Genomic DNA, 21,367 nt, shown 5'->3' on the forward strand with positions numbered 1-21,367 from the left:
TATGGAGTTGTTGTTACTGGCGGATGCGCCATCTGCCGCAGGCGTGGTTGCCTCATGGTATTTTGACGAATGGTGCCGCGACAGTGGTCGCTTTACTCAAGAGCAGGTGCTGGCCAAGGTCACGGCGGCCACCCAGGTTGACCGGGCTCCGCTGATGGTACTGGCCCGCCTGGCCGGTGAATGGGTGGGGGCTGCCGAGCTCAAGATCCGTGAAATGGCGATGTTTCCCGAGTACGAATATTGGTTGGGTGGGGTATATGTCGTTGAAAAAGCGCGCGGGCAGGGTGTCGCCTCCTTGCTGGTAACAGAGATCCTCAGCCGTGCTCGCAGGGCGGGGATCAGCAAGCTGTACTTGCAAACCGAGAACCTGAGCGGTGGCGTTTATTGCCGTCATGGTTTCAAGGCCGTTGAGGAGGTCAATGATAAAGGCGTTCATGTCCTGGTTATGGTGGCGGATACCGGCCTCTAATCCTCGTCAGAAGCGCTGATCTGGTGACGTCTGGCACAGCAGCTTGCGGCCTGCTTCGGCGCGCATAACCATTTAGTGCGATCAATAAAAAAGCCAGTCAGGGCCACTGACTGGCTTTTTTATTGGCGCCTGCCGGGCAGGCGCCATCATGGACTGCGGACTTAGCCTATCAGGCTGGCCCACAGGTCGTATTCGTCCGCTTCATCGATGCGGACCTTGACCAGATCGCCGGGCTTCAGATCGGTTTCACCGTTCAGGTAGACCAAGCCGTCGATCTCGGGGGCATCGGCGAAGGAGCGGCCGGTGGCACCCTCTTCGTCCACCTCGTCGATCAGCACTGTCATCTCTTTGCCGACCTTGCGAGCCAGCTTGCGGATGGAGACCTGCTGCTGCAGCTCCATGAAGCGCTGGAAGCGCTCTTCCTGAACGTCTTCCGGCACAGGATCCGGCAGCTCGTTGGCCTTGGCGCCTTCGACCGGGCTGTATTTGAAGCAGCCGACCCTGTCCAGCTCCGCCTTGTCGATGAAGTCCAGCAGCATCTGGAACTCTTCTTCGGTCTCGCCAGGGAAGCCGACGATGAAGGTGGAACGCAGGGTGATCTCGGGGCAGATCTCGCGCCACTTCTGGATCCGCTCCAGGGTGCGCTCGACGGTACCCGGGCGCTTCATCAGCTTGAGGATGCGCGGGCTGGCGTGTTGCAACGGTATGTCCAGGTAGGGCAGTACCTTGCCGTCGCGCATCAGCGGTATGACGTCATCCACGTGGGGGTAGGGGTAGACGTAGTGCAGGCGTACCCAGATGTCGAGCTTGGCCAGCTCTTCGCACAGGGCCACCATGCTGGTCTTGACCGGCATGCCATCGTAGAAACCGGTGCGGTGCTTGACGTCGACGCCATAGGCGGAGGTGTCCTGGGAGATCACCAGGATTTCCTTCACACCGGCCTCTTTCAGGCGCTTGGCTTCGGCCAGCACTTCGCCGATGGGGCGGCTCACCAGATCCCCGCGCATGGAGGGGATGATGCAGAAAGTGCAGCGGTGGTTGCAGCCTTCGGAAATCTTCAGATAGGCGTAGTGGCGCGGAGTCAGCTTGACGCCGTGGGCCGGCACCAAGCTGGTGAAGGGGTTGTGGGTCGGTTTTGCCACGTATTTGTGGACATGGCCCAGCACCTCTTCATAGGCGTGGGGACCGGTGATCTCGAGCACCTTGGGGTGGATCTCGCGGATCTGGTTCTCTTTGGCGCCGAGGCAGCCGGTGACGATCACCTTGCCGTTTTCAGCCAGGGCCTCACCGATCGCTTCCAGGGATTCCTGTACCGCGCTGTCGATGAAGCCGCAGGTGTTGACCACCACCAGCTCCGCATCATCATAGCTGGGCACCACATCGTACCCTTCGGTACGCAGCTGGGTCAGGATGCGCTCGGAATCGACCAGATTTTTGGGGCAACCCAAGGAGACGAATCCTACTTTGGGGGCCTGTTTTGTGTTGGACATCGCTCAATCACTCTTAGGTGGCTCTCTTATAAGGGCGCGGATTTTACCGGAATGGCTAACCAAAAACTATACAGCCAGTACGGTAGAACGGAACAATATCTCTGGCGGAGGCAGATTCCCCTACACAGCACCCAAGTACTGCGCCAGCCAGGCTACCCCTTTTGGGTGCGTCTCGACGGGGCCAGTCGAATCGTCGACCCGCTCACATCTTGTTGAGTTTTCAGTTAACGAGATGGGGGGCTGCTGATGGGCGTCACTATACTCCCAACAGGCACACCAGCAGGGAGGACGGGATGGAAAGCTCATTTGGCGAGAGAATGCAGCATGTGCATGCCACGCTCAGGCAGCGCTTTGACAAGTTGAGCCGGGTGGCCATCGCTATCTATGACCCGCATACGGACAGGCTCAAGACCTTTGCCCACAGCACTGAGGGGAGCTCTCCTCTGGTGCAGTACGAGGTCAAACTGAGCGAGGTGCCCTCCCTGCGCTATCTGGCGGAACATAAACAGCCCAGGGTGCTCGACAGTCTGGACTCCCTGCTGGGTTCGAGCTCGGAGCACAGCCGCAAGCTGCTGGAAGCGGGGTATGCCTCCAGCTATACGGAGCCGCTGCTGTTCAACAGCAAGCTGTTCGGCTTTCTGTTTTGCGATGCGATGGAGCCGGGTTACTTCAGGGAGCCTATTCGCAGCGAGTTGTCAGCCTATGCCCAGGTGCTGTCGGCCATCATAGCGGTGGAATTTTTCTCCATTCAGACCCTTGGCGGCGCCCTCACCACGGCGCGGGAGTTCAGCCGTTATCGGGATGAGGAAACCGCCAACCATCTGCACCGGATGTCGGCCTACTCCCGGCTGATCGCCCGCTCTGTGGCGACGCGCCATTCGCTGAGCGACGAGGAGGTGGAGTTTATCTACCTCTTCTCCGAGCTGCACGACATCGGCAAGATTGCGGTGCCTGACGCCATCTTGCTCAAACCGGGCAAGCTGACGCCGGAAGAGTTCGAGATCATGAAGATCCACCCCGGCAAGGGGCGGGAGATGATTGCCCTGATGATCAGTGAATTTGGCCTCGACGGCATTCACCATACCGACATGCTGACCCATATCATCGCCTGCCATCATGAGCGTTTTGACGGCACCGGTTACCCGGAGGGGCTGGCGGGGGAGGCTATTCCGCTGGCGGCGCGTATCGTTGCGGTGGCAGATGTGTTCGATGCTCTCACCAGCGAGCGCCCCTACAAGCAGGCCTGGCCGTTTGACAGGGCGTTTGCCTATCTGGAGGAGCATGCCAGCAGCCAGTTTGACCCCGTCTGCGTGGAAGCCGCGCTTCGCAACAAGGAGGCGTTTCGCACCATACATCAGCAGTATCAGGAGCCCGCCACCAGCCCGGTCGGCAGCGATCTTTCGAGACCTGGCCGCGGTTCAAGCCACTGATGTCAGCAATTTTCCCCAGTATTGCCGGTTCTCACCTTTCTACTTGGGCCCTGGTTCGTTTATCTGGTAGAGGTGATCGGTGCAGGTGCTCGCGCAGCCACAGGGGCGCACCGCTTTATCCGCGCGCTTTTGCGCCAGCCTGTACTGGCGCCACCAGAGCAGGGAGCCCATGGCGACGATCAGCACAAAGGCGGCCAGTATGGTGATCAGCAGCAGTGACATGAGTTTGCCTCCTTGGTGTTGTGGCGCCCTGTGTTCCCTTCGCCGCAGCAGCCTCCCTGACAAGGGGGACGCTCAGCGCCGTCATGGCCATCGCGTTTGATGGCGTGGATGACGGATTTGCCAGCATGGCGCTGTGACCTGCGGCCCTGGCTTGGCTCGGTCAGAGGTTGCAAATTGCCTTCAGCCAGCAGTGCCGGCCACGGCAGTCGCGCCGAGCGACACTGCACCACCTGCATGCCGCCGGTCAACAAGCGTCCCAGCATTCGCTCACCGATATTGCGTACTACTACCTGATTGACTTGATGAGCCTTGAGGGTGACCAGCAGCGCCTGTTTGCCGCCACAACCCTCACCGGCTGCCGGGTTGGGCAGGGTGGCGAGCACAGTGCCCTCGGGGCTTACTATTTGCAGCTGTTCGGCGCGGGTAAAGTGACTGGCCAGCTGGCCCCGGGTCAGCATGACGGCACGGTTGGCTGCTGGTGCCATCATCAGGCCATGTTCTGTATTCATAGGGGTATGTCTCCACTGGTGTCGGGGTCGCTCGCCTGCATCATCAAGGCTTTGCCCTGGCTCAGACAGTCCACCACCTTGTAGCGGGCTTTTTTAAGGATGTTGGCCAGGGTCTGACGAGATACCCCCATCACGACGGCGGCCTCCTGTTGCTGCATGCCTTCCAGATCCACCAGGCGCAGTGCCTCGAATTCGTCGGCAGCAAGGGCGACCTGCTCCAGCTGGTGCATGGGGCGGCCATTGGGTTTGAAGCAACTGTTGGCGGGGCGGCCACAGATCTGGCGGGCAATTTTGGGTCTGGGCATAAGCACTCCTATTTGGCATATGCCATTTATACGCCGGACAATCAGGGTATGCAAATGAATAAAACATGTGTTTTCATTGCATATCAGGGACGAAGGCCCTGTTACAGTGCGCTGGTCGCAAGATGGTTGGGTCTGGTTGTGCAACGATCCGTGCTCGTTCCCGGGAGGAACGAGTTGCTTGTCTCAGGCATGTTAATCGTACGTATCTTGCTGAAATAATGAGTTATTGATGAAAATTCAAGGTGAATGACATGAACAAAGCGATGGCCACCAAGGTGTTTGAATCCCTCTCCTCCGGCATTCGGCTCGATGTCTGGCGTCTGCTGGTGAAAGCGGGCCTGGAGGGACGGGTGGCCGGGGAGCTTTCCAGCAGTCTCGATATCGCCCCCAACACACTGTCATTTCACCTCAAGGCCATGTTGCACGCCGGCTTGCTGTCGGTGGAGCAAGAGGGTCGCTTCCTGCGTTATCGCGCCAACATCCCTCTCATGCTGGCATTGATAGGCTACCTCACGGAGGAGTGCTGCGCCGGTCACCCCGAGGCATGCGGCATGATGCGTGCCGAGTCCCGTTGTTCCCCTCATGTTCTGTCTACCAACGGCTGCTTCGACAAGGGATAACGCCAGCGCCGTCATGGGGGAACTGACCCTTTCAACCAGGCTTGCCGGGCATCTCGGATACCGGATCGGGTGCTCAGATGTGCATATGAGGTCAGGCCGTGCGTCATCCACTGACTGGTGTTGTGGGCCTCACACTTATCCGGCGGTCCCTTATTCTGCTACTGTGAGGGTCAGCTCATCACAGATGGTGGAGAACCCATGAAGATTCGATTCCTGGTATTGGCAACGACATTGGCGCTGGCCTCGACCCCCATACTGGCCGATTGGGCCAAGGTAAAGGAGGCCGCCGCCGATCTTGGCACGGCTGTGAGCGACACCAGCAAGGAGGCGTGGCGGAGCGTGACCGATTTCTCCAAGGCGACTTGGGCGTCCGTCTCCCAGTGGGGCTCGGAGGCGTTCAATACCGCCGGGGCCTGGACCGACAAGAGCATAGCAACCGGCAAGGAGTGGCTGGTGGTCGCCGACAAGAAGCTCGACGAGATGCGTGAGCCCAAGACGGCGCCAGAAGCACGACTCGCCCTCGATACCATGGCCGACACAGCCCTGGTGCGACTGTTCAACGAACAACCCTCTGCCAAGTTGTTGTTTGACCGGGCGTATGGCTATGCGGTGTTCGATTCACGCAAGTTCTCCCTGATGCTGCAAACCAATCAGGGGGCAGGGGTGGCGATCAATCGCGGCAGCGGCCAGCACACCTACATGAAAATGCTGGGCGCTGGCCTCTCGGCCGGCCTTGGTGGCAAGTTTTACCAGCAGGTGATCCTGTTTGAAGACAAGGCCAGGTTCGATGCCTTCGTGACCAAGGGCTGGGAGGCGACCTCTGAGGTGGGGGCGGTAGCGGGCAAGGAGAGCGCCGGGCTCACCGCCAAGTACAATGGCGGCATGGCCATCTACCAGATCGGCGAGACGGGGCTGCTGCTCGATGCCAGCATCTCGGGATCCAAGTACTGGGTGGACAAGGATCTGACTGAAAAAAGCCGATAATCGAGTCGTTATCAGCTGGTCACAGCAGGTAATGATTTTGCCATGACCTATTCATGAAGGCCCGCATAGTGGGCCTTTTTCCTCTCTCTGGATTAGAGGGCCTGATAGACCCGTTTGCCTTTGAACATGGTCCACAGCACCTTGGTATCCTTGATCTGCTCGCTCGCAACCTGCTCCAGATTGCGATCCAGCAATACCAGATCAGCACTCTTGCCTACGCTGATCGATCCTGTCTGTTTCTCCTGTCCAATCACCTTGGCGGCGTTGAGCGTGTAAGCCTGCAAGATAGCCTGGCGGTTGATCTGCTCGCTGGCGGGGGGCAGCAAGCCAAGTTCGCCCTGGCGGGTGATCGCGGTATATATCGCAAGGAAGGGGTTGGGGCTGGATACTGGCCAGTCACTGGCACCGGCGAGAATGGCGCCGCTTTGCAGCAGGCTGCCTGCCGGATAGAGACGGGCCAGCAGGGCTGGGGGCACTTTCCCCTCCAGCAGCATGGTGGTCGCCACGTTTTTCCCGGCCCATAGCAGTTGCATTGAGGCAGCCACATTGAGTGGTTTGAAACGGGCAATGCTGGCCGGGCTCACCACTTCCAGATGGGTGATGCTGTGCAGCAGGCGGCGATCTTCATTGTGGGCCCGTGCATAGGCGATGGCATCGAGGGATTCACGGACGGCCCGATCGCCGATGGCGTGGAAATGAGTGATCAGTTGATGGGCGTCAGCCGTGCGGATCAGCTCGTTGAAGCGCTGCTTGTCCAGATCGTCTTTGCCGCTGTAACCGGGGCGGTTGAGATAGGGCTCGCTCAACTTGGCGGTCTGGGATGGAAACTCGATGACTCCATCTTGCAGGATCTTGATCCCCACCAGTTTGACATCCGGGGCATCTTGGAACTGCCGCTGGAGCGCCAGGACGTCATCAATGATGGCGGGCGATGCGTGGATCCCCACCAGTGCCAGGGTGGATACATGCCCGGTCAGCTTGCCTTCCCGCGATAGCATGCTGTAAGCCGGGAGCAGGCCGGTGTCACGGCGATCCGGCTCGGCGTTGAAGACAGGCGCGAGGGGGCGAATATTGCTGATAGGGTCCATCCAGGCGGTAATGCCAACCTGATTGAGCTGCTTGGCTGCGGTCATGATGGCATTGGCAATCGTCTCGTCGCTGACGGGTGGCAGGGCTTTGAGGATGGCATCCCAGCCTCCTTCCGAGGCAAAACCATTCAGCTTGCCGGATGGGGTGAGGCCAAAATTGCCTTTCAATGGGGCATAACGACCGGCAAGGGCCTCTCCATCAATGCCTGCCTTGCGCAGCATGGCCTGATTGGCCCAGCCGGTGTGGGCATCCGATCCGGCCAGCACCACGGGGACCTGCCGGTACTGCGGGCCATTGAACACCTGATCGAGCAGGGGTAACTGATGCCAGTAATCGAGCGAGACATTGCTGTATAGCTGCACGTCACCGAGTGTCAGACGGGGGTCATCCTGGCTGCTGGTCAGAAATTGTTGCAGTTGCTTAACCTGACTCATGGCATCGGGAAAGTTAACCGTCATGGCCTGAAATCCGGCAAAGGCCGCATGCACATGACTGTCGATGAGTCCCGGCATCAGATACTTTCCTTTCAGATCAATCTGGTTGGCATGGCTGCCGAGCCGGGCACTGACCTCCTGGTAACTGCCGACCGCCACGATCTTTTTACCTTCAATACCGACTGCCTCCGGGTGAGGGTTCGCCGGATCGCCGCTGTAGATGGTGCCGCCAAAGATCAGGGTCTGGCTCTGTGACTGGGCATTGGCTGCCATCGGAAGGCTCACCAGCAGGCTGGCAAGAAACAGCGTTTTGACATTCATGGGCATGACTCCGTCGCTTCGGCGCCCGAAGGCACCGAAGAGGGTGAATGGAAATGGGGTATCGGCTTATGGGTTGATAAGCGGGATACAGATATCAAACACGTAATGATCCCGGTCGGGGTCAGTGCCCGCGTGGTATTGCTCGTAACACGGACGGTCGTCGCAGCTCAGCCCTTTGCTCACCAGCCAGCCAAACGCCATCTCCCAAGTGGTGACCAGTTGATCTCCGCGAGCGATAAACTGGCATACCGCATAGGGGCCAGCGGCGATGGTCTGGGTGGTTAACTGGCGCCCTGCGTGGATTCCGGAATCCAGCTCAATGCAGACGTCAGTACGGCAGCGCGTCTCATCGGTGATGTCAGGAATATCCCAATAGAGACTCAAGGTGCCTGCCGGTGTCATCGCCTCGTCTGACGCGAACAGTGCGAGTAAATCCCGATGGGCTTGCTCGCAGGTCTCTTTGCCATAGGGCCCCATACGGCGCATATATGCAACGCGCCGGGCGGGCATCTGCTTGATGCTCGTCCCCTGCAACAGACCCTGGTGTTCAGTGACCGGGTGCATGACCAGGCCATCATAGGTTTCAAAGGGAAGGGGATCGTTTCCAATCTTGCTTTTCCAGTTTCCCCCTTGTTGCTGGCGGTATTCCGAGGGGCTCATGGCGAAGTGCAGACGAAAGGCTTTGGCAAAATTCTGGGAGCTGGAGAACCCGGCTGCGATCGCAAGGGTGGTGATATCGCTCTGTGGTGCGGCCAGCAAGCGACGGGCCGCACGTTCCATGCGCAGGCGCCGGGTAAAGCCGGCGATAGTCTCTCCGACCATCGTCTTGAAAATGCGGTGAAAGTGAAAGGTGGAGATGGCGGCCGCCGTCGCGACCTCATCCAGACTGGGATTGTCATCCAGATGCTGGCTTATGTAGTCCATCGCCTTGAACACAGGTTTGCGATAATCCAGAGATGACTCCTTGCCAACCATTAAAAGTGGGCGTCAACACCGGATTTAATCAGAGCCATCAGTCCTTGTCGAATCCGCCAGCTCTGGTCTGGCCACGCATCCTCACGCCACTCCTAACGCATTGGCACTCTAATTGCTTATTGGATGCCAGCGTCAATGATTTGTCTGGGGATGAGATATGGAAATTAGTGCAAGCAGCCTGATGCAAGAGATGCAGGCTCTCAAGGTTGAAGCTGGCGCCACGCCGCTGACTCAGCCCGGTCGTCAGGTCACCTCTGACTTTGGTCAGTTGCTGCAGCAGGCGCTCGGCAACGTCAACGAACTGCAAGGCGCCGCCAATGATCTGCGCACCCGTTTCGATATGGGCGACAAGTCAGTCGATCTGTCCGATGTGATGATCGCCGGCCAGAAATCCTCTATCGCCTTCGAGGCAACGGTGCAGGTGCGCAACAAGATGGTCGATGCCTACAAGACCATCATGAACATGCCGGTATAAGAGATTACTGAATATCATGCACATGTCAGCAATAAGGACATAAATCGTGGCTACTGACCAAAATGGCGAACTGCTGATCAACGAGGAGAGCTCCGCTGCCCTCGATGAGAACGAGCAAAAGAGTTCAGCTCTCGGCTTCCTGTCCAACACGGATGTGCTGCGGCAAATTACCCTGATCCTGGGGCTGGCCATCTGTCTGGCGATCGCCGTTTTCATCCTGTTGTGGGGCAAGGAGCCGGACATGCGTCCCCTTGGCACCTACAGCACCCAGGAGCTGGTCAAGACCCTGGACTACCTTGACGCCCAGAAGATCCCCTATGAGGTGGATGGCAAGAGCGTGCTGGTCAGCGCCGAAAAATATGCCGATATCCGCCTGCGCCTGACCCGCGCCGGCCTTGCCACCAATACCGATGCCAGCAACGATGGCGAGTCCATCCTGCTCAAGGATTCCAGCTTTGGCGTCAGCCAGCGCATGGAGACGGAGCGCCTCAAGTTAAGCCGCGAGCGCCAGCTGGCGAGCGCCATCGAGCAGTTCCAGAACGTGGCCAAGGCCCAGGTGCTGCTGGCCATTCCGAAAGACAACGTGTTCGCCCGCAACGAGCGCAAACCCAGTGCGACCGTGGTGCTGAGCCTCAAGGGCAATGCTCTTGGTCAGGGGGAAGTGGATTCCATCGTCGACATGGTCGCCTCCGCCGTACATGGCCTGGAGCCGACCCGTGTCACTGTGACCGATCAGAACGGTCGCCTGCTCAATTCCGGTTCGCAAGATCCTGTCTCTGCCCAGACCCGCAAGGAGTTTGCGATGCAGCAGAAGCAGGAAGTGGAATACAAACAAAAAATTGACGCCATCCTGATACCCGTACTGGGCGCCGACAATTATACGGCGGAGGTTGACCTCTCTCTTGACTTCTCCCAGCAGGAGCAGACCCGCAAGACCTATAACCCGGACCTGCCTGCCGTGCGTTCCGAGATGACGCTGGAAGAGAACAGTGCCAGTGGCAGCAACGGCGGTGTGCCGGGTGCTCTCACCAATCAGCCACCCGCAGCCTCGAATATTCCCGAGGAAGCCGCAGGCGGGGATGGCGGAGCCGCCTCTTCCTCTGGTCGTTCCCGCAAGGAAGCAACCCGCAACTTCGAACTGGATACCACCGTCAGCCATATTCGCCGCCAGATGGGGGGCATTCGCCGCATGACAGTCTCGGTAGCCGTGGATTACAAGTCCATCGCCGGTGCCGATGGCGCCGTCACCCGTGAGGCCCGTTCCCAGGCCGAACTCGATACCCTGCGTCGCCTATTGAGCGGCGGGCTTGGCTTTGATGTGACCCGCGGTGATACTCTGGAAGTGGTCGCCATTCCGTTCAACCGGCCCGAGCTTGAAAATGTGGCCGACGCGCCCATCTACGAGCAACCCTGGTTCTGGCGTGCGGTGCGCATCGCGGCCTCAGTGCTGGTCATCATAGTGTTGATCGTCACAGTGGTACGCCCCATGCTCAAGCGTCTGCTTTACCCGGATGCACGACCGGAAGGGGATCTGGATCTGGACAACAGCATAGTGCTGGGTGGGGATGACGAGCTCAGTCTGCTGGCCGCTCAGGCCGAGTCCGAGCCGGTATTCGGCGTACGTGACGGCCATCTGAAACTGCCGGATCTGCACCGTGACGAGGATCTGCTCAAGGCGGTACGTGCGCTGGTTGCGAACGAACCGGATCTGGCCGCACAGGTCATTAAAGAATGGGTAAGCAACAAAGATGCCTGAAGAAATTAAGACCCAAGTCACCGGTAATGACATTACCGAGGGACAGCGCCTGATCCTGGATCAGATGAGCGGGATGGAGATGGCGGCCGTATTGATGCTGAGCCTCAATGAAGAGGATGCCGCCCAGATCTTCCGTCACCTTGAGCCCAAGCAGGTACAGCGACTCGGTATGTCGATGGCCTCCATGTCTGACTTCAGCCACGATCGGGTGGCGGCGGTGCATCGTCAATTCATCGACGATATCCAGAAGTACACCAACATCGGCATCGGCAGCGAAGACTTCGTGCGCAAGGCGCTGGTGGCGGCACTTGGCGAAGACAAAGCCAGCAACCTGGTGGATCAAATCATATTGGGTTCAGGCTCCCGCGGCCTCGACTCCCTCAAGTGGATGGATGCACGCCAGGTGGCCAGCATCATCCTGAACGAACACCCGCAGATCCAGACAATCGTATTGTCCTATCTGGAGCCTGAGCAGTCGGCCGAGATCCTGAGCCAGTTCCCGGAGCAGGTGCGCCTGGATCTGGTGATGCGGATCGCCAACCTGGAAGAGGTGCAACCGGCGGCGTTGCAAGAGTTGAACGACATCATGGAGAAACAGTTCGCCGGTGCGGCGGGTGCCCAGGCAGCCAAGATGGGCGGCCTGAAGGCGGCAGCCAACATCATGAACTACCTGGATACCAACATCGAAGGCCAGCTGATGGACTCCATCCGCGAGTCGGACGAAGAGATGAGCCAGCAGATCCAGGATTTGATGTTCGTGTTCGAGAACCTCATCGACGTGGACGACCGCGGCATTCAGACCATGCTGCGGGAAGTGCCGGGCGAGCTGCTGCAACGGGCGCTCAAGGGCTCGGACGATCAGATGCGCGAGAAGATTTTCAAGAACATGTCCAAGCGGGCCGCCGAGATGCTGGCGGACGATCTGGAGGCCATGGGGCCAATCCGGGTCTCCGAGGTGGAAGCTGCCCAGAAAGAGATCCTCTCCATCGCCCGCCGTCTGGCGGATGCCGGCGAGATCATGCTGGGCGCCGGTGGTGGCGAGGAGTTCCTCTAAACCATGAACCATCAAGTGTTCGGTTTCGTTGGCCCGTATCTGACCGTGGCGAGGGGCGCATTTAAAGCATGAACAACAAGCTGCGTGGTTATGTTCGCCCTGACGGGGATGATACCCGGGTCGAGGCGTGGGGCTGGCCGGAGATGGAAGTCGAGGCCGCGGTCGAGACCAATGCCCTGGGTTATTCTCCCGACTGGTATCAGCAGGAAGAAGAAGTGCCGGTGGAAGAACCGGTTCCCGAACCCACCCCCAGCATAACGGCAGAAGAGCTGGAAGCCATCCGTCAGGCCGCCTGGGATGAAGGCATGGCCGAAGGTCAGGCCACCGGATTCGCCAAGGGACTGGAGGAGGGCAAGCTGGAAGGCTTGCAACAAGGCCACCAGGCCGGGCTCGAGCAGGGCAAGGAGGAGGGGCTGGCTTTGGCCCGCGAGCAGGTGGATCAGCAGATGGCCCATTGGCAGTCGCTGATTGACCGCCTTGCCAATCCTCTCCATGAGCTGGATCAGGCGGTGGAGCAGCAGCTCATCTCGCTGGTGATGCAACTGGCCCGCACCCTCATGCGGCACGAGGCAGAGACCTCGCCCCGTATCCTGCTGGAAGCGCTCAAGCAGGGGCTGGCCTTGTTGCCGGCCGCCGAGCAGGGCGTCACCCTGATGTTGCATCCCGATGACATTGCGCGGGTCGAGCAGGCGTTCGGGGTGGAAGAGTGCGCCAAGCGTCACTGGCGGTTGCAAAGCGATCCCACTCTCTCCCCCGGTGATCTGCAACTGGCGACCGAGCTTTCCAGCGTCGATTTGACCCTGCAGGGGCGTATCGATCAGCTGCTGCGCAGTTTCTTGCGAGACAATGCGTCTCGGGACTTGCCGAATAATTGACACCGGGCTGGCGCCAGCGGGCCCGGTTGACCTTTTTCTCTCTCAGGAGGCCAGATGAGCGGCTCGTTACTCACTCGGTTGCAAGGGTATCGGGTCCGCGATACCGCGCCCAAGCCGCCCGTCGCCGGTAAATTGACCCGGGTTGTGGGACTCACGCTGGAGGCCATTGGCTGCCGCGCGGCCATCGGCGCCCTCTGTCGCATCGATACCCAGGATGGCGAGTTGGAGGCCGAGGTGGTGGGCTTTTCCGGCGATCGCCTGTTCCTGATGCCAAGCGAACAGCTCAAGGGGGTCATTCCTGGTGCCCGTGTGGTGCCCATGACCGAAGAGCACGGCATTCCGGTCGGAATGAACCTGCTCGGGCGCGTCATCGACGGCATAGGCCAGCCGCTGGACGGGCTTGGTCCCATCCTCTCGTCCCAGACGGTGCAATTTGCCCAGCACCGTATCAACCCGCTCTCCCGTCGCCCCATCCATCAGCCGATGGACGTAGGGGTGCGCGCCATCAATGCCGTGCTGACGGTAGGGCAGGGCCAGCGGATGGGACTGTTTGCCGGCTCCGGCGTCGGCAAATCCGTGTTGCTCGGCATGATGACACGCGGCTCGGTGGCGGATGTGGTGGTGGTGGGCCTCATCGGTGAACGGGGCCGGGAAGTGAAAGAGTTTATCGAGGACATATTGGGGGAGGAGGGGCGAGCCCGCTCCGTGGTGGTGGCGGCGCCGGCCGATGCCTCGCCCCTGATGCGTCTCAAGGGGTGCGAGACGGCGCTCGCCATCGCCGAGTATTTTCGCGATCAGGGCCTCAACGTGCTGCTGCTGATGGATTCGCTTACCCGTTACGCCCAGGCCCAGCGTGAAATCGCACTGGCGGTGGGTGAGCCGCCGGCGACCAAGGGCTATCCGCCGTCGGTCTTTGCCAAATTACCGGCGCTGGTGGAGCGAGCGGGCAACGGTAGCGATGGTCAGGGATCCATTACGGCGTTTTTCACCGTCTTGACCGAGGGGGATGACTTGCAGGATCCCATCGCCGATGCGGCGCGGGCCATCCTCGATGGCCACATAGTCCTGTCGCGGGAGCTGGCCGATGCAGGCCACTATCCGGCCATCGATATCGAAAAATCCATCAGTCGTGTCATGCCCATGGTCACCTCACCCGAGCACATGGATTTGGCGCGTACCCTCAAGCAGTTTTATTCCCTCTATCAGCAGAACCGGGATCTCATCACCATAGGTGCTTACAGCCAGGGTTCTGACCCTCGCATCGACCGTGCCATCGTTCACAAACCTTATCTGGACCAGTTCTTGCAACAGGGTATGCGCGAGGTCATTCACTATGATGAGGGCCTGCAATCCCTGCAACTGGTGGCCATGCCACTGATGCGTTGACGATGTAGTAAGGGTGGAGCTCGCTCATGAGTAAAGGGTTGGTGATGTTGTCCGAGCGGTTGCTTGAGGCCGAACAGCAGGCAGGGTTGGCACTGGCCAAGGCCCAGCAGGATCTGAAAATCTTCATGGAGCAGCAGGAAGCGCTCAATCAGTACCGCCAGATCTACCATCAACAGTGGACCGACCGTGGCTTGCAGGGCATAGGCGCCCAGCAGAATGCCCAGTATCACGCTTTTATCAGCAAGCTCGAACAGGCGGCTACCCAGCAGTATGAAGGGGTGCGGCAAGTGCGTCAGGCGCTGGAGCTGCGACGGCAAGAGTGGCTGTCAGCCCAGCAGAGGCGCAAGGCGGTGGAGTTGTTGCTGGCCAAGCAGGCCGGGCGTGAGCAGCAGAAGGCTCAGCGTCAGGAGCAGAAGATGCTGGATGAGTACGCCATGCTGCGCCGTTTTCATCATTCTGGCCTGTAACTTGCTTTATTCTGACCATCCAGTGTGCGCCTCACCCCTCTCTTTCGCGTGAGGGCTGCACCCGAACCCGATTGCCGTCAGGGACCTTCATCATGATGCAGACACTGTTAACCAATACCCCCTCCGCTTCGGCTGCGACTCCTGCCGATAAAAACGCGCCGCTCATCTCATCGTCCGATAAAGGTGATCAGTCCTCGCAGAGCGATCTGAAGGGGGGCTTTTCCGAGGTGATGGCCAAGACCCAGCAGACGGATAAGGCAACTGGTGCCAGGCAGAGCAGCAAAGTGGCTGCCGGTGAGCAAGTTGCCCCTGATCCGCTCGCCAAGGAAAAGGTCGTCACTGACAAGGGGGAAGGTCGCAAGCATGGTGATGCCAAATCTTTGGCGGATACCACAGGGGAGACGGCCGCCACGGACGGCAAGGAGAAAAAAATGGAAGAGGCTGAGAGCAGTGCCTCTCCCATTGATTTCTTGCAGCGTCTGCAAGACGCCCTCAAGCAGGATACCAGTCTCGTCTCCCCCGCCGTTCTCAACCTTGCCCCGGCTGTGGAAGGTGACGGCAATATGTTGCCGCAAGAAGATGAGGCCACCGCATCTGCCGATGCGCTGGCGCTTGACGGCAAACAAGGTGATGGCAAGCTGGCCGCGTCCAGAGACGCCGCCTTGCTGGCGCAACAGGCGGCCAGCCTGCTCAAGGGGGCGGATACAGGGGCTGCGGCTGCAAACGATGAAACGCCAGCCACCGAAGCCGTGGATGGGGATATGTCCGCGGCCATGGCGGCTGAGCTGAAGGGTGATGAAAAGGGCAAAGACACGGCGAGCGCCGACAAGGACGGCAAGGCCGCACTGTCCGGTGCTGAACGGACCGCCTTGCTGAGCAAGGTGTTGCCGACCGAAGCGGTGGAAAAGGTTGTCAAAGGCGAGGGGAACAATCCTGTCGAGGCTGATGGCAGCTCCAAATCCGCCATCCCCCCTATGGGTCACAAGGAGGGGGCTGAAAAGCCATCTCCCCTGCACACCATGAATCAGGTCGTGCCTGCTCAGGCGGGCGCCACCAGGGCGTTTGAAGAGGGATTGGGCCGGGCCGACAGTGGCACCACAACCTCGACCGATGCCGCACAGACCCAGGCTGTCACTGAAGAGGGTGAGCAAGCCAAGGTTGCCCCTGCCGCCAAATCAGATAGCCAGGCTGTTGCACCCAGCATGGCGACAGGCGCTCAGACGACACCGGTTGCACAAGCTGCCGAGCCCGTATTGACGGCGCCGCAACAGGCGCTGGCCAGCAGTGAATCACAAGGGCCGCAAGCATCATTGAACGCCTTGTCGGCTGGTCTCAAGCAGATGGAAGCCAGTGATTCGCCCAAGACCAAGGTTGACGTCAAACTGGATGTGAAGCAGAAGGTGGCCGAGCTTGGCAGAAACAGCGCTCTGGGCACAGAGTCTACTACCCAGGACAACAACCACAGCCAGCAGGTGCAGCAGAACAGTCAGCCCCAGGCCGTGAACAATGACAGCAAGCCGACCACCGACATATCGGCGCGGCGGGATCCCCAGCATTTGGCTCACCTCAAGCTGGCCAGTCCGGAGACCCCTGCCCAGTTGCATCAGAAGGTAAATCTGATGCTGACGGACAAGTTGCAGCAGGCGGAGATCCAGCTCGATCCCCTGGGTCTTGGCAAGATGAAAATCCAGATCCAAATGGGATCCGACAACCAAGCCAACGTGCACTTTGTGGTGCAGCATGGGCAGACTCGCGAAATGCTGGAGCAAGCCATGCCCCGCCTGCGTGATATGCTGGCCGGACAGGGCATCCAGCTTGGTCAGACTCTGGTGCAACAACAGCCACAGCAGCAGTCTCAGGGACAGTCCGCTTTTTCCGGCCAGGGCCAGTCAGGTCAACATGGCAGCGGATCGTTTTCTGAAACAGGCCAAACTGAGGCAGAGGTCACGGCGGCAGGCAGTCGTTTGTCGATGGAATCGACAAACGACGCCGGAATTGATTTCTATGCTTGATGCCAGCCTGAGTAAGTTTATGATATCGAACAAGTTTGAGACTAGGGTGGACAAGGGATGGCAGATGACAACGAACTGACGCTTAAAGATCCGGCGGCAGGCAAGAAAAAGAAGCTGATCATGATCATCGCCCTGGCAGTGATAGTGCTGGCGGGTGGCGGTGCTGGTGCCTGGTTCATGCTCTCCGGCTCTGACAAGCCGGCTGCGGATGCTGCTGCCGAGGGGGCAGATGCCAAGCCGAAAGATACGGCACCGAAACCTTCGCTCTATGTGGGCATGCCGCGTCCCTTCGTGTTCAACGTCTCGGGCGGGCAGCGGGATCGGCTGGTGCAGATCAAGGTGCAGCTGATGGTGCGTGGCACCGCCGACGAGAACCTGGCCAAGCAAAATATCCCCCTGATTGAAGGCACCTTGCTGCGGATTTTCAGTGCCGCCACCAGCGAGCAGCTGATGACCTTCGAAGGCAAGGAGAAGCTGCGCAAGGATTCACTGGAAGAGTGCCGTCGGGTACTGGGTGACCTGGTCTCTTCCCCCGTTATCGAACAAGTGCTGTTTACCGGCTTTGTAATGCAATAAGGGTGAAGCGTGAGCGATCTGTTAAGTCAGGACGAAATTGATGCCCTCTTGCACGGTGTCGATGATGTCGAAGAGGAAGAGATAGGCGCAGCGGGGGATCCCGGTGTTGCCCAGTTTGACTTCTCCTCCCAGGACCGCATCGTCCGTGGCCGTATGCCGACCCTGGAGCTGGTGAACGAGCGCTTTGCCCGTCACATGCGGATCAGCCTGTTCAACATGATGCGACGCACCGCCGAGGTTTCCATCAACGGCGTGCAGATGCTCAAATTCGGCGAATACGTACACACACTGTTCGTGCCGACCAGCCTGAACATGGTGCGTTTCCGTCCGCTCAAGGGCACGGCACTCATCACCATGGAGGCCCGACTGGTCTTCATCCTGGTGGAAAACTTCTTTGGCGGCGATGGTCGCTACCACGCCAAGATCGAGGGTCGCGAGTTCACACCCACCGAGCGCCGTATCATACAGATGCTGCTCAAGCTGGTGTTCGAGGATTACAAGGACGCCTGGGCCCCCGTCATGGATGTGGGTTTCGAATACCTCGACTCAGAGGTGAACCCTGCCATGGCCAACATCGTCAGTCCCACCGAGGTGATAGTGGTGAGCTCGTTCCACATCGAGCTCGATGGGGGCGGCGGTGATTTTCACGTGGCCATGCCTTACTCCATGCTGGAGCCCATCCGCGAACTGCTGGATGCCGGTGTGCAGAGCGACAAGGGTGACACGGACGTACGCTGGAGCAAGGCGCTGCGCGACGAGATCATGGACGTCAAGGTCGAGCTCAGAGCCAAGCTGCTGGAGACGGATCTGACACTGCGCGAGCTGATGGAGCTCAAGCCCGGTGACATAATCCCGGTGGAGATGCCTGAGAACCTGCTGGTCTATGTGGAAGATTTGCCCACCTTCCATGCCAAGATGGGGCGGACCAAGGATAACGTGGCCCTCAAGATTACCGACAAACTCAAGCGCCCGGAAGGGGTCAAGACAGAGATGCATCTGGTGACCCGGGGCGGCATACGTATCGATGGTGAGGCCGAGCTGGAAGAGCTCGAGCGCAGCATCGAAGATCAACAGCGATAATCGACAGTCTGTCACGACAGATGGTCACGAATTAGCATAAGGAAGCAAGATGAGCGGAACTGATGAAGAGGATCTGATGGCGGACGCCTGGGCAGCCGCACTGGAAGAGCAGGTGATTGCCGAAGCCAAACCCGCTCCCCTTGAAGAGCTCACCGATGACGCCCCCATCAGTGCGGAGGAGCGGCGCAAACTCGATACCATTCTGGATATTCCGGTCACCATCGCCATGGAAGTGGGCCGCAGCCAGATCAGCATCCGCAACTTGCTGCAACTGAACCAGGGCTCTGTGGTGGAGCTGGATCGGGTGGCGGGTGAGCCGCTGGACGTGCTGGTCAATGGCACCCTGATCGCCCACGGTGAAGTGGTGGTAGTGAACGACAAGTTCGGTATTCGCCTGACCGATGTCATCAGCCAGATTGAAAGGATCAAGAAACTCAAATGACCAGTACCATTGCGCTGACTGATGTCATCATCACTCAGGCCGACAGGATCCAGAAACTCACATGATCCGCGCGTTCCTGTTACTGCTGTTGTCCCTCCCTGCACTGGCCAGCCCCGGCGCGGGAGCCAATCCTCCCAGCCTCACCTCCTGGTTGCTCTCCAGCCTGATGGTGATCGGCCTCATCCTGATGCTGGGCTTTCTGCTCAAGAAGAGCAAGATAGCCAACGCCATGGGGGGCGGTCAGATGCGTGTCATCGCCAGCCTGCCGGTGGGTTATAAAGAGAAGCTGCTGGTGGTCAAGGTAGGTGAACAGCAGTTGTTGATCGGGGTGACACCGCAGCAGGTCAATTTTCTCTATCGCCTGGATACGCCGCTGGACGAGAGCCAGCCCCAGGCGTTTTCCCAGCAACTTGGCAAATTGATGGGTAAACATGAAAAAAGCTAACGGCTTGAGGTTACCAATGGGGCTGCTGGTCGGCCTGTTATCAACGCTGGTGCTGTTCTCGCCGCTGGCGTTGGCCCAGGATGGCATGTCGGCCGTGACCATCAAGACCCTGGCGGATGGCAGTCAGGAATACAGCCTGACCCTGCAAGTGCTGGCGCTGATGACGGCGCTCTCTTTCTTGCCTGCGGTTGTCATCATGATGACCTCGTTTACCCGCATCATCATAGTGCTTGGCATATTGCGCCAGGCGATCGGTTTGCAGCAGAGCCCCTCCAACCAGGTGTTGATCGGCATTGCCCTCTTCATGTCGTTTTTCATCATGTCCCCCGTGCTGGATCGCATCAACGACGAGGCGCTGCAACCCTATCTGGCCGAGACCATTCAGGCCAGGGAGGCACTGGAGAAGGCCGAACTGCCCATCCATCAGTTCATGCTCTCCCAGACCCGGATAAAGGATCTCAATACCTTCATGGAAATCGCCGACGTGCAGGTGGATAAACCCGCCGAGGTGCCACTGCGAGTGCTGATCCCGGCGTTTGTGACCAGCGAGTTGAAGACGGCATTCCAGATAGGCTTTATGCTGTTTTTGCCCTTCCTGGTGATCGATCTGGTAGTGGCCAGTATCCTGATGGCCATGGGTATGATGATGCTGTCACCCATGCTGGTTTCCCTGCCATTCAAGTTGATGTTGTTCGTCATGGTGGATGGCTGGAACCTGATACTGGGCTCTCTGGCCAACAGTTTCGGCTTGGGCGCCGGTGGTTAAGTCGGACAAACGCAAGGAGCAAGCAGCATGAGTCCGGAAACCTTTGTCGACGTATTCCGTGAGGCACTCTGGCTGGTGACTATCATGGTGTGCGCCGTGATTTTACCGAGTTTGATGATAGGTCTGGTGGTGGCCATCTTTCAGGCCGCTACCTCCATCAACGAACAGACCTTGAGCTTCCTGCCTCGTCTCATCGTCACCCTGTTTGCACTGGGGGCGGGGGCACACTGGGGCTTGCAGAGCCTGATGGATTTCTTCCTGCTGATGGTGAGTCAAATTCCCGAGGTGGTGGGATGATGCACTCCACGACGCGGCCAGGATTGCCGTCTGACAACCGACTGCTGGTTGTATGTCAGCAGGCTTCCGAGGCGGCAGTATGACCTATACAACCGCTCTTATCATGGAGTGGTTGTCTTCCATACTTTGGCCGTTGGCGCGGGTGAGCGGTCTCTTGATGGTGATGGCGGTGTTTGGCAGCCGGCTGACGCCAGCCCGGATCCGCATCGGGCTGGCGCTGGCACTGACCTTCATGATCGCCCCCTTGTTGCCTCCCATGCCCAAGGTTGAGCTGTTCTCCGTCGGCAGTTTTCTGGTATTGACCCAGCAGCTGCTCATCGGCATTGCCCTCGGCCTGATGACCCAGTTTCTGATGGAGAGTTTCGTGATGGCCGGCCAGGTCATCGCCATGCAGACCAGTCTGGGCTTTGCGACCCTGGTGGACCCCATGAATGGCCAGTCGGCCCCTGTGGTAGGCCAGTTCTACCTGATGCTGGCAACCCTGGTGTTTCTGGCGGTAGATGGTCACCTCATCATGCTGCGCATGGTCGTGCTGAGTTTCGAGACTTTGCCGGTCTCCGATGCCGGGCTCACCCTGCCTGCCATCCGCAGTCTGGTCGGTTTTCTGGGGATCATGTACCAGGCCTCTCTGGTGATGGCGCTGTCGGCCATTGTCGCGCTGTTGCTCATCAACTTTGCGTTCGGGGTCATGACCCGGGCAGCCCCCCAGCTCAATATCTTCAGTATCGGTTTTGCGGTCAGCATGATGTCCGGCCTCTTCATTCTCTGGCTCACCATAGGCGGTTTTCTCGGTCACTTCGATTCCATGTGGGAGCGGGTGCAGGAGACCAGCTGCGAGCTGATTAATGTCCAGTGCTTCGGTGATCAGAATGGTTGATTGCGCGTGGC

General features: G+C 59.1%; 24 protein-coding genes. 18 read left to right on the plus strand and 6 right to left on the minus strand.

Annotated features, from left to right (window positions below):
- Position 1: 1 nt before the first annotated feature.
- Positions 2-469 carry a GNAT family N-acetyltransferase gene (locus tag ONZ54_RS07235; protein ID WP_271787809.1) on the plus strand — a complete coding sequence of 156 codons (468 nt, stop codon included), beginning with the start codon at positions 2-4 and terminating at the stop codon, positions 467-469.
- Between the two features lie 161 nt (positions 470-630).
- Here the strand turns inward: ONZ54_RS07235 and rimO are convergent, their stop codons facing one another.
- Complete coding sequence (gene rimO / locus ONZ54_RS07240; RefSeq protein WP_005319357.1) at positions 631-1,959, minus strand: 30S ribosomal protein S12 methylthiotransferase RimO; 1,329 nt, start codon at positions 1,957-1,959, stop codon at positions 631-633.
- A gap of 293 nt (positions 1,960-2,252) precedes the next feature.
- Between rimO and ONZ54_RS07245 the strand changes: the two genes are divergently transcribed.
- Entirely contained in the window at positions 2,253-3,389 is a 1,137-nt protein-coding gene (locus ONZ54_RS07245; protein ID WP_271787810.1) for an HD-GYP domain-containing protein, read from the plus strand.
- Between the two features lie 39 nt (positions 3,390-3,428).
- Here the strand turns inward: ONZ54_RS07245 and ONZ54_RS07250 are convergent, their stop codons facing one another.
- From ONZ54_RS07250 to ONZ54_RS07260, 3 genes are read right to left on the minus strand one after another with little or no spacing between them, the layout of a single operon-like run.
- Entirely contained in the window at positions 3,429-3,611 is a 183-nt protein-coding gene (locus ONZ54_RS07250; protein ID WP_271787811.1) for a hypothetical protein, read from the minus strand.
- Entirely contained in the window at positions 3,596-4,120 is a 525-nt protein-coding gene (locus ONZ54_RS07255) for a NifB/NifX family molybdenum-iron cluster-binding protein (protein ID WP_271787812.1), read from the minus strand. The genes ONZ54_RS07250 and ONZ54_RS07255 overlap by 16 nt, the downstream gene beginning before the upstream one ends.
- Positions 4,117-4,425, minus strand: a complete 309-nt coding sequence (locus ONZ54_RS07260; protein WP_005319348.1) for a DUF134 domain-containing protein — start codon at positions 4,423-4,425, stop codon at positions 4,117-4,119. The genes ONZ54_RS07255 and ONZ54_RS07260 overlap by 4 nt, the downstream gene beginning before the upstream one ends.
- 251 nt (positions 4,426-4,676) lie before the next feature.
- On the opposite strand from ONZ54_RS07260, the gene ONZ54_RS07265 reads away from it, so the two are divergent.
- Positions 4,677-5,045 carry an ArsR/SmtB family transcription factor gene (locus ONZ54_RS07265; RefSeq protein WP_271787813.1) on the plus strand — a complete coding sequence of 123 codons (369 nt, stop codon included), beginning with the start codon at positions 4,677-4,679 and terminating at the stop codon, positions 5,043-5,045.
- A 198-nt stretch (positions 5,046-5,243) separates the two neighbouring features.
- The gene (befA, locus tag ONZ54_RS07270; protein ID WP_058395669.1) at positions 5,244-6,029 is read left to right on the plus strand and encodes a beta cell expansion factor BefA; all 786 of its coding nucleotides are present in this window, start codon (positions 5,244-5,246) and stop codon (positions 6,027-6,029) included.
- Between the two features lie 92 nt (positions 6,030-6,121).
- Here the strand turns inward: befA and ONZ54_RS07275 are convergent, their stop codons facing one another.
- On the minus strand, positions 6,122-7,873 hold the full coding sequence (locus tag ONZ54_RS07275; protein ID WP_271787814.1) for an amidohydrolase: 1,752 nt from the start codon (positions 7,871-7,873) through the stop codon (positions 6,122-6,124).
- A gap of 66 nt (positions 7,874-7,939) precedes the next feature.
- On the minus strand, positions 7,940-8,848 hold the full coding sequence (locus tag ONZ54_RS07280) for an AraC family transcriptional regulator (protein WP_271787815.1): 909 nt from the start codon (positions 8,846-8,848) through the stop codon (positions 7,940-7,942).
- A 157-nt stretch (positions 8,849-9,005) separates the two neighbouring features.
- Here ONZ54_RS07280 and fliE point away from each other — a divergent pair, with 157 nt between their 5' ends.
- The 14 genes from fliE (at position 9,006) to fliR (ending at position 21,356) form a co-directional block, all read left to right on the plus strand.
- A complete protein-coding gene (gene fliE, locus ONZ54_RS07285) occupies positions 9,006-9,323 on the plus strand; it encodes a flagellar hook-basal body complex protein FliE (protein WP_011898507.1) in 318 nt (105 codons plus the stop codon).
- A gap of 46 nt (positions 9,324-9,369) precedes the next feature.
- Entirely contained in the window at positions 9,370-11,079 is a 1,710-nt protein-coding gene (fliF, locus tag ONZ54_RS07290) for a flagellar basal-body MS-ring/collar protein FliF (protein WP_005319335.1), read from the plus strand.
- A complete protein-coding gene (gene fliG / locus ONZ54_RS07295; protein WP_017412370.1) occupies positions 11,072-12,133 on the plus strand; it encodes a flagellar motor switch protein FliG in 1,062 nt (353 codons plus the stop codon). The genes fliF and fliG overlap by 8 nt, the downstream gene beginning before the upstream one ends.
- A gap of 68 nt (positions 12,134-12,201) precedes the next feature.
- On the plus strand, positions 12,202-13,008 hold the full coding sequence (gene fliH, locus ONZ54_RS07300) for a flagellar assembly protein FliH (protein ID WP_058395673.1): 807 nt from the start codon (positions 12,202-12,204) through the stop codon (positions 13,006-13,008).
- A 54-nt stretch (positions 13,009-13,062) separates the two neighbouring features.
- Positions 13,063-14,394 carry a flagellar protein export ATPase FliI gene (gene fliI / locus ONZ54_RS07305; protein WP_005319328.1) on the plus strand — a complete coding sequence of 444 codons (1,332 nt, stop codon included), beginning with the start codon at positions 13,063-13,065 and terminating at the stop codon, positions 14,392-14,394.
- Between the two features lie 26 nt (positions 14,395-14,420).
- Positions 14,421-14,861: a flagellar export protein FliJ gene (gene fliJ / locus ONZ54_RS07310; protein WP_005319326.1), complete on the plus strand. Its 441-nt coding sequence runs from the start codon at positions 14,421-14,423 to the stop codon at positions 14,859-14,861.
- A 92-nt stretch (positions 14,862-14,953) separates the two neighbouring features.
- A complete protein-coding gene (locus ONZ54_RS07315; protein ID WP_271787816.1) occupies positions 14,954-16,873 on the plus strand; it encodes a flagellar hook-length control protein FliK in 1,920 nt (639 codons plus the stop codon).
- A gap of 57 nt (positions 16,874-16,930) precedes the next feature.
- The gene (fliL, locus tag ONZ54_RS07320) at positions 16,931-17,449 is read left to right on the plus strand and encodes a flagellar basal body-associated protein FliL (RefSeq protein ID WP_017412372.1); all 519 of its coding nucleotides are present in this window, start codon (positions 16,931-16,933) and stop codon (positions 17,447-17,449) included.
- Between the two features lie 9 nt (positions 17,450-17,458).
- On the plus strand, positions 17,459-18,529 hold the full coding sequence (gene fliM, locus ONZ54_RS07325) for a flagellar motor switch protein FliM (protein ID WP_005319319.1): 1,071 nt from the start codon (positions 17,459-17,461) through the stop codon (positions 18,527-18,529).
- Positions 18,530-18,578: 49 nt separating this feature from the next.
- Positions 18,579-18,971: a flagellar motor switch protein FliN gene (gene fliN, locus ONZ54_RS07330; protein ID WP_017412373.1), complete on the plus strand. Its 393-nt coding sequence runs from the start codon at positions 18,579-18,581 to the stop codon at positions 18,969-18,971.
- A gap of 61 nt (positions 18,972-19,032) precedes the next feature.
- Positions 19,033-19,416, plus strand: a complete 384-nt coding sequence (gene fliO / locus ONZ54_RS07335) for a flagellar biosynthetic protein FliO (protein WP_271787817.1) — start codon at positions 19,033-19,035, stop codon at positions 19,414-19,416.
- Positions 19,403-20,182 (plus strand): flagellar type III secretion system pore protein FliP, encoded by a 780-nt coding sequence (gene fliP / locus ONZ54_RS07340; protein WP_059167601.1) that lies wholly within the window; start codon positions 19,403-19,405, stop codon positions 20,180-20,182. Before fliO ends, fliP begins: the two co-directional genes overlap by 14 nt.
- A 27-nt stretch (positions 20,183-20,209) precedes the next feature.
- Positions 20,210-20,479 carry a flagellar biosynthesis protein FliQ gene (fliQ, locus tag ONZ54_RS07345; RefSeq protein WP_005319310.1) on the plus strand — a complete coding sequence of 90 codons (270 nt, stop codon included), beginning with the start codon at positions 20,210-20,212 and terminating at the stop codon, positions 20,477-20,479.
- Between the two features lie 79 nt (positions 20,480-20,558).
- Positions 20,559-21,356 carry a flagellar biosynthetic protein FliR gene (gene fliR / locus ONZ54_RS07350; protein ID WP_005319307.1) on the plus strand — a complete coding sequence of 266 codons (798 nt, stop codon included), beginning with the start codon at positions 20,559-20,561 and terminating at the stop codon, positions 21,354-21,356.
- The last annotated feature ends 11 nt before the right edge of the window (positions 21,357-21,367 follow it).

Origin of the sequence: Aeromonas salmonicida (assembly GCF_028355655.1) — a bacterium.
Classification (GTDB): domain Bacteria; phylum Pseudomonadota; class Gammaproteobacteria; order Enterobacterales; family Aeromonadaceae; genus Aeromonas; species Aeromonas salmonicida.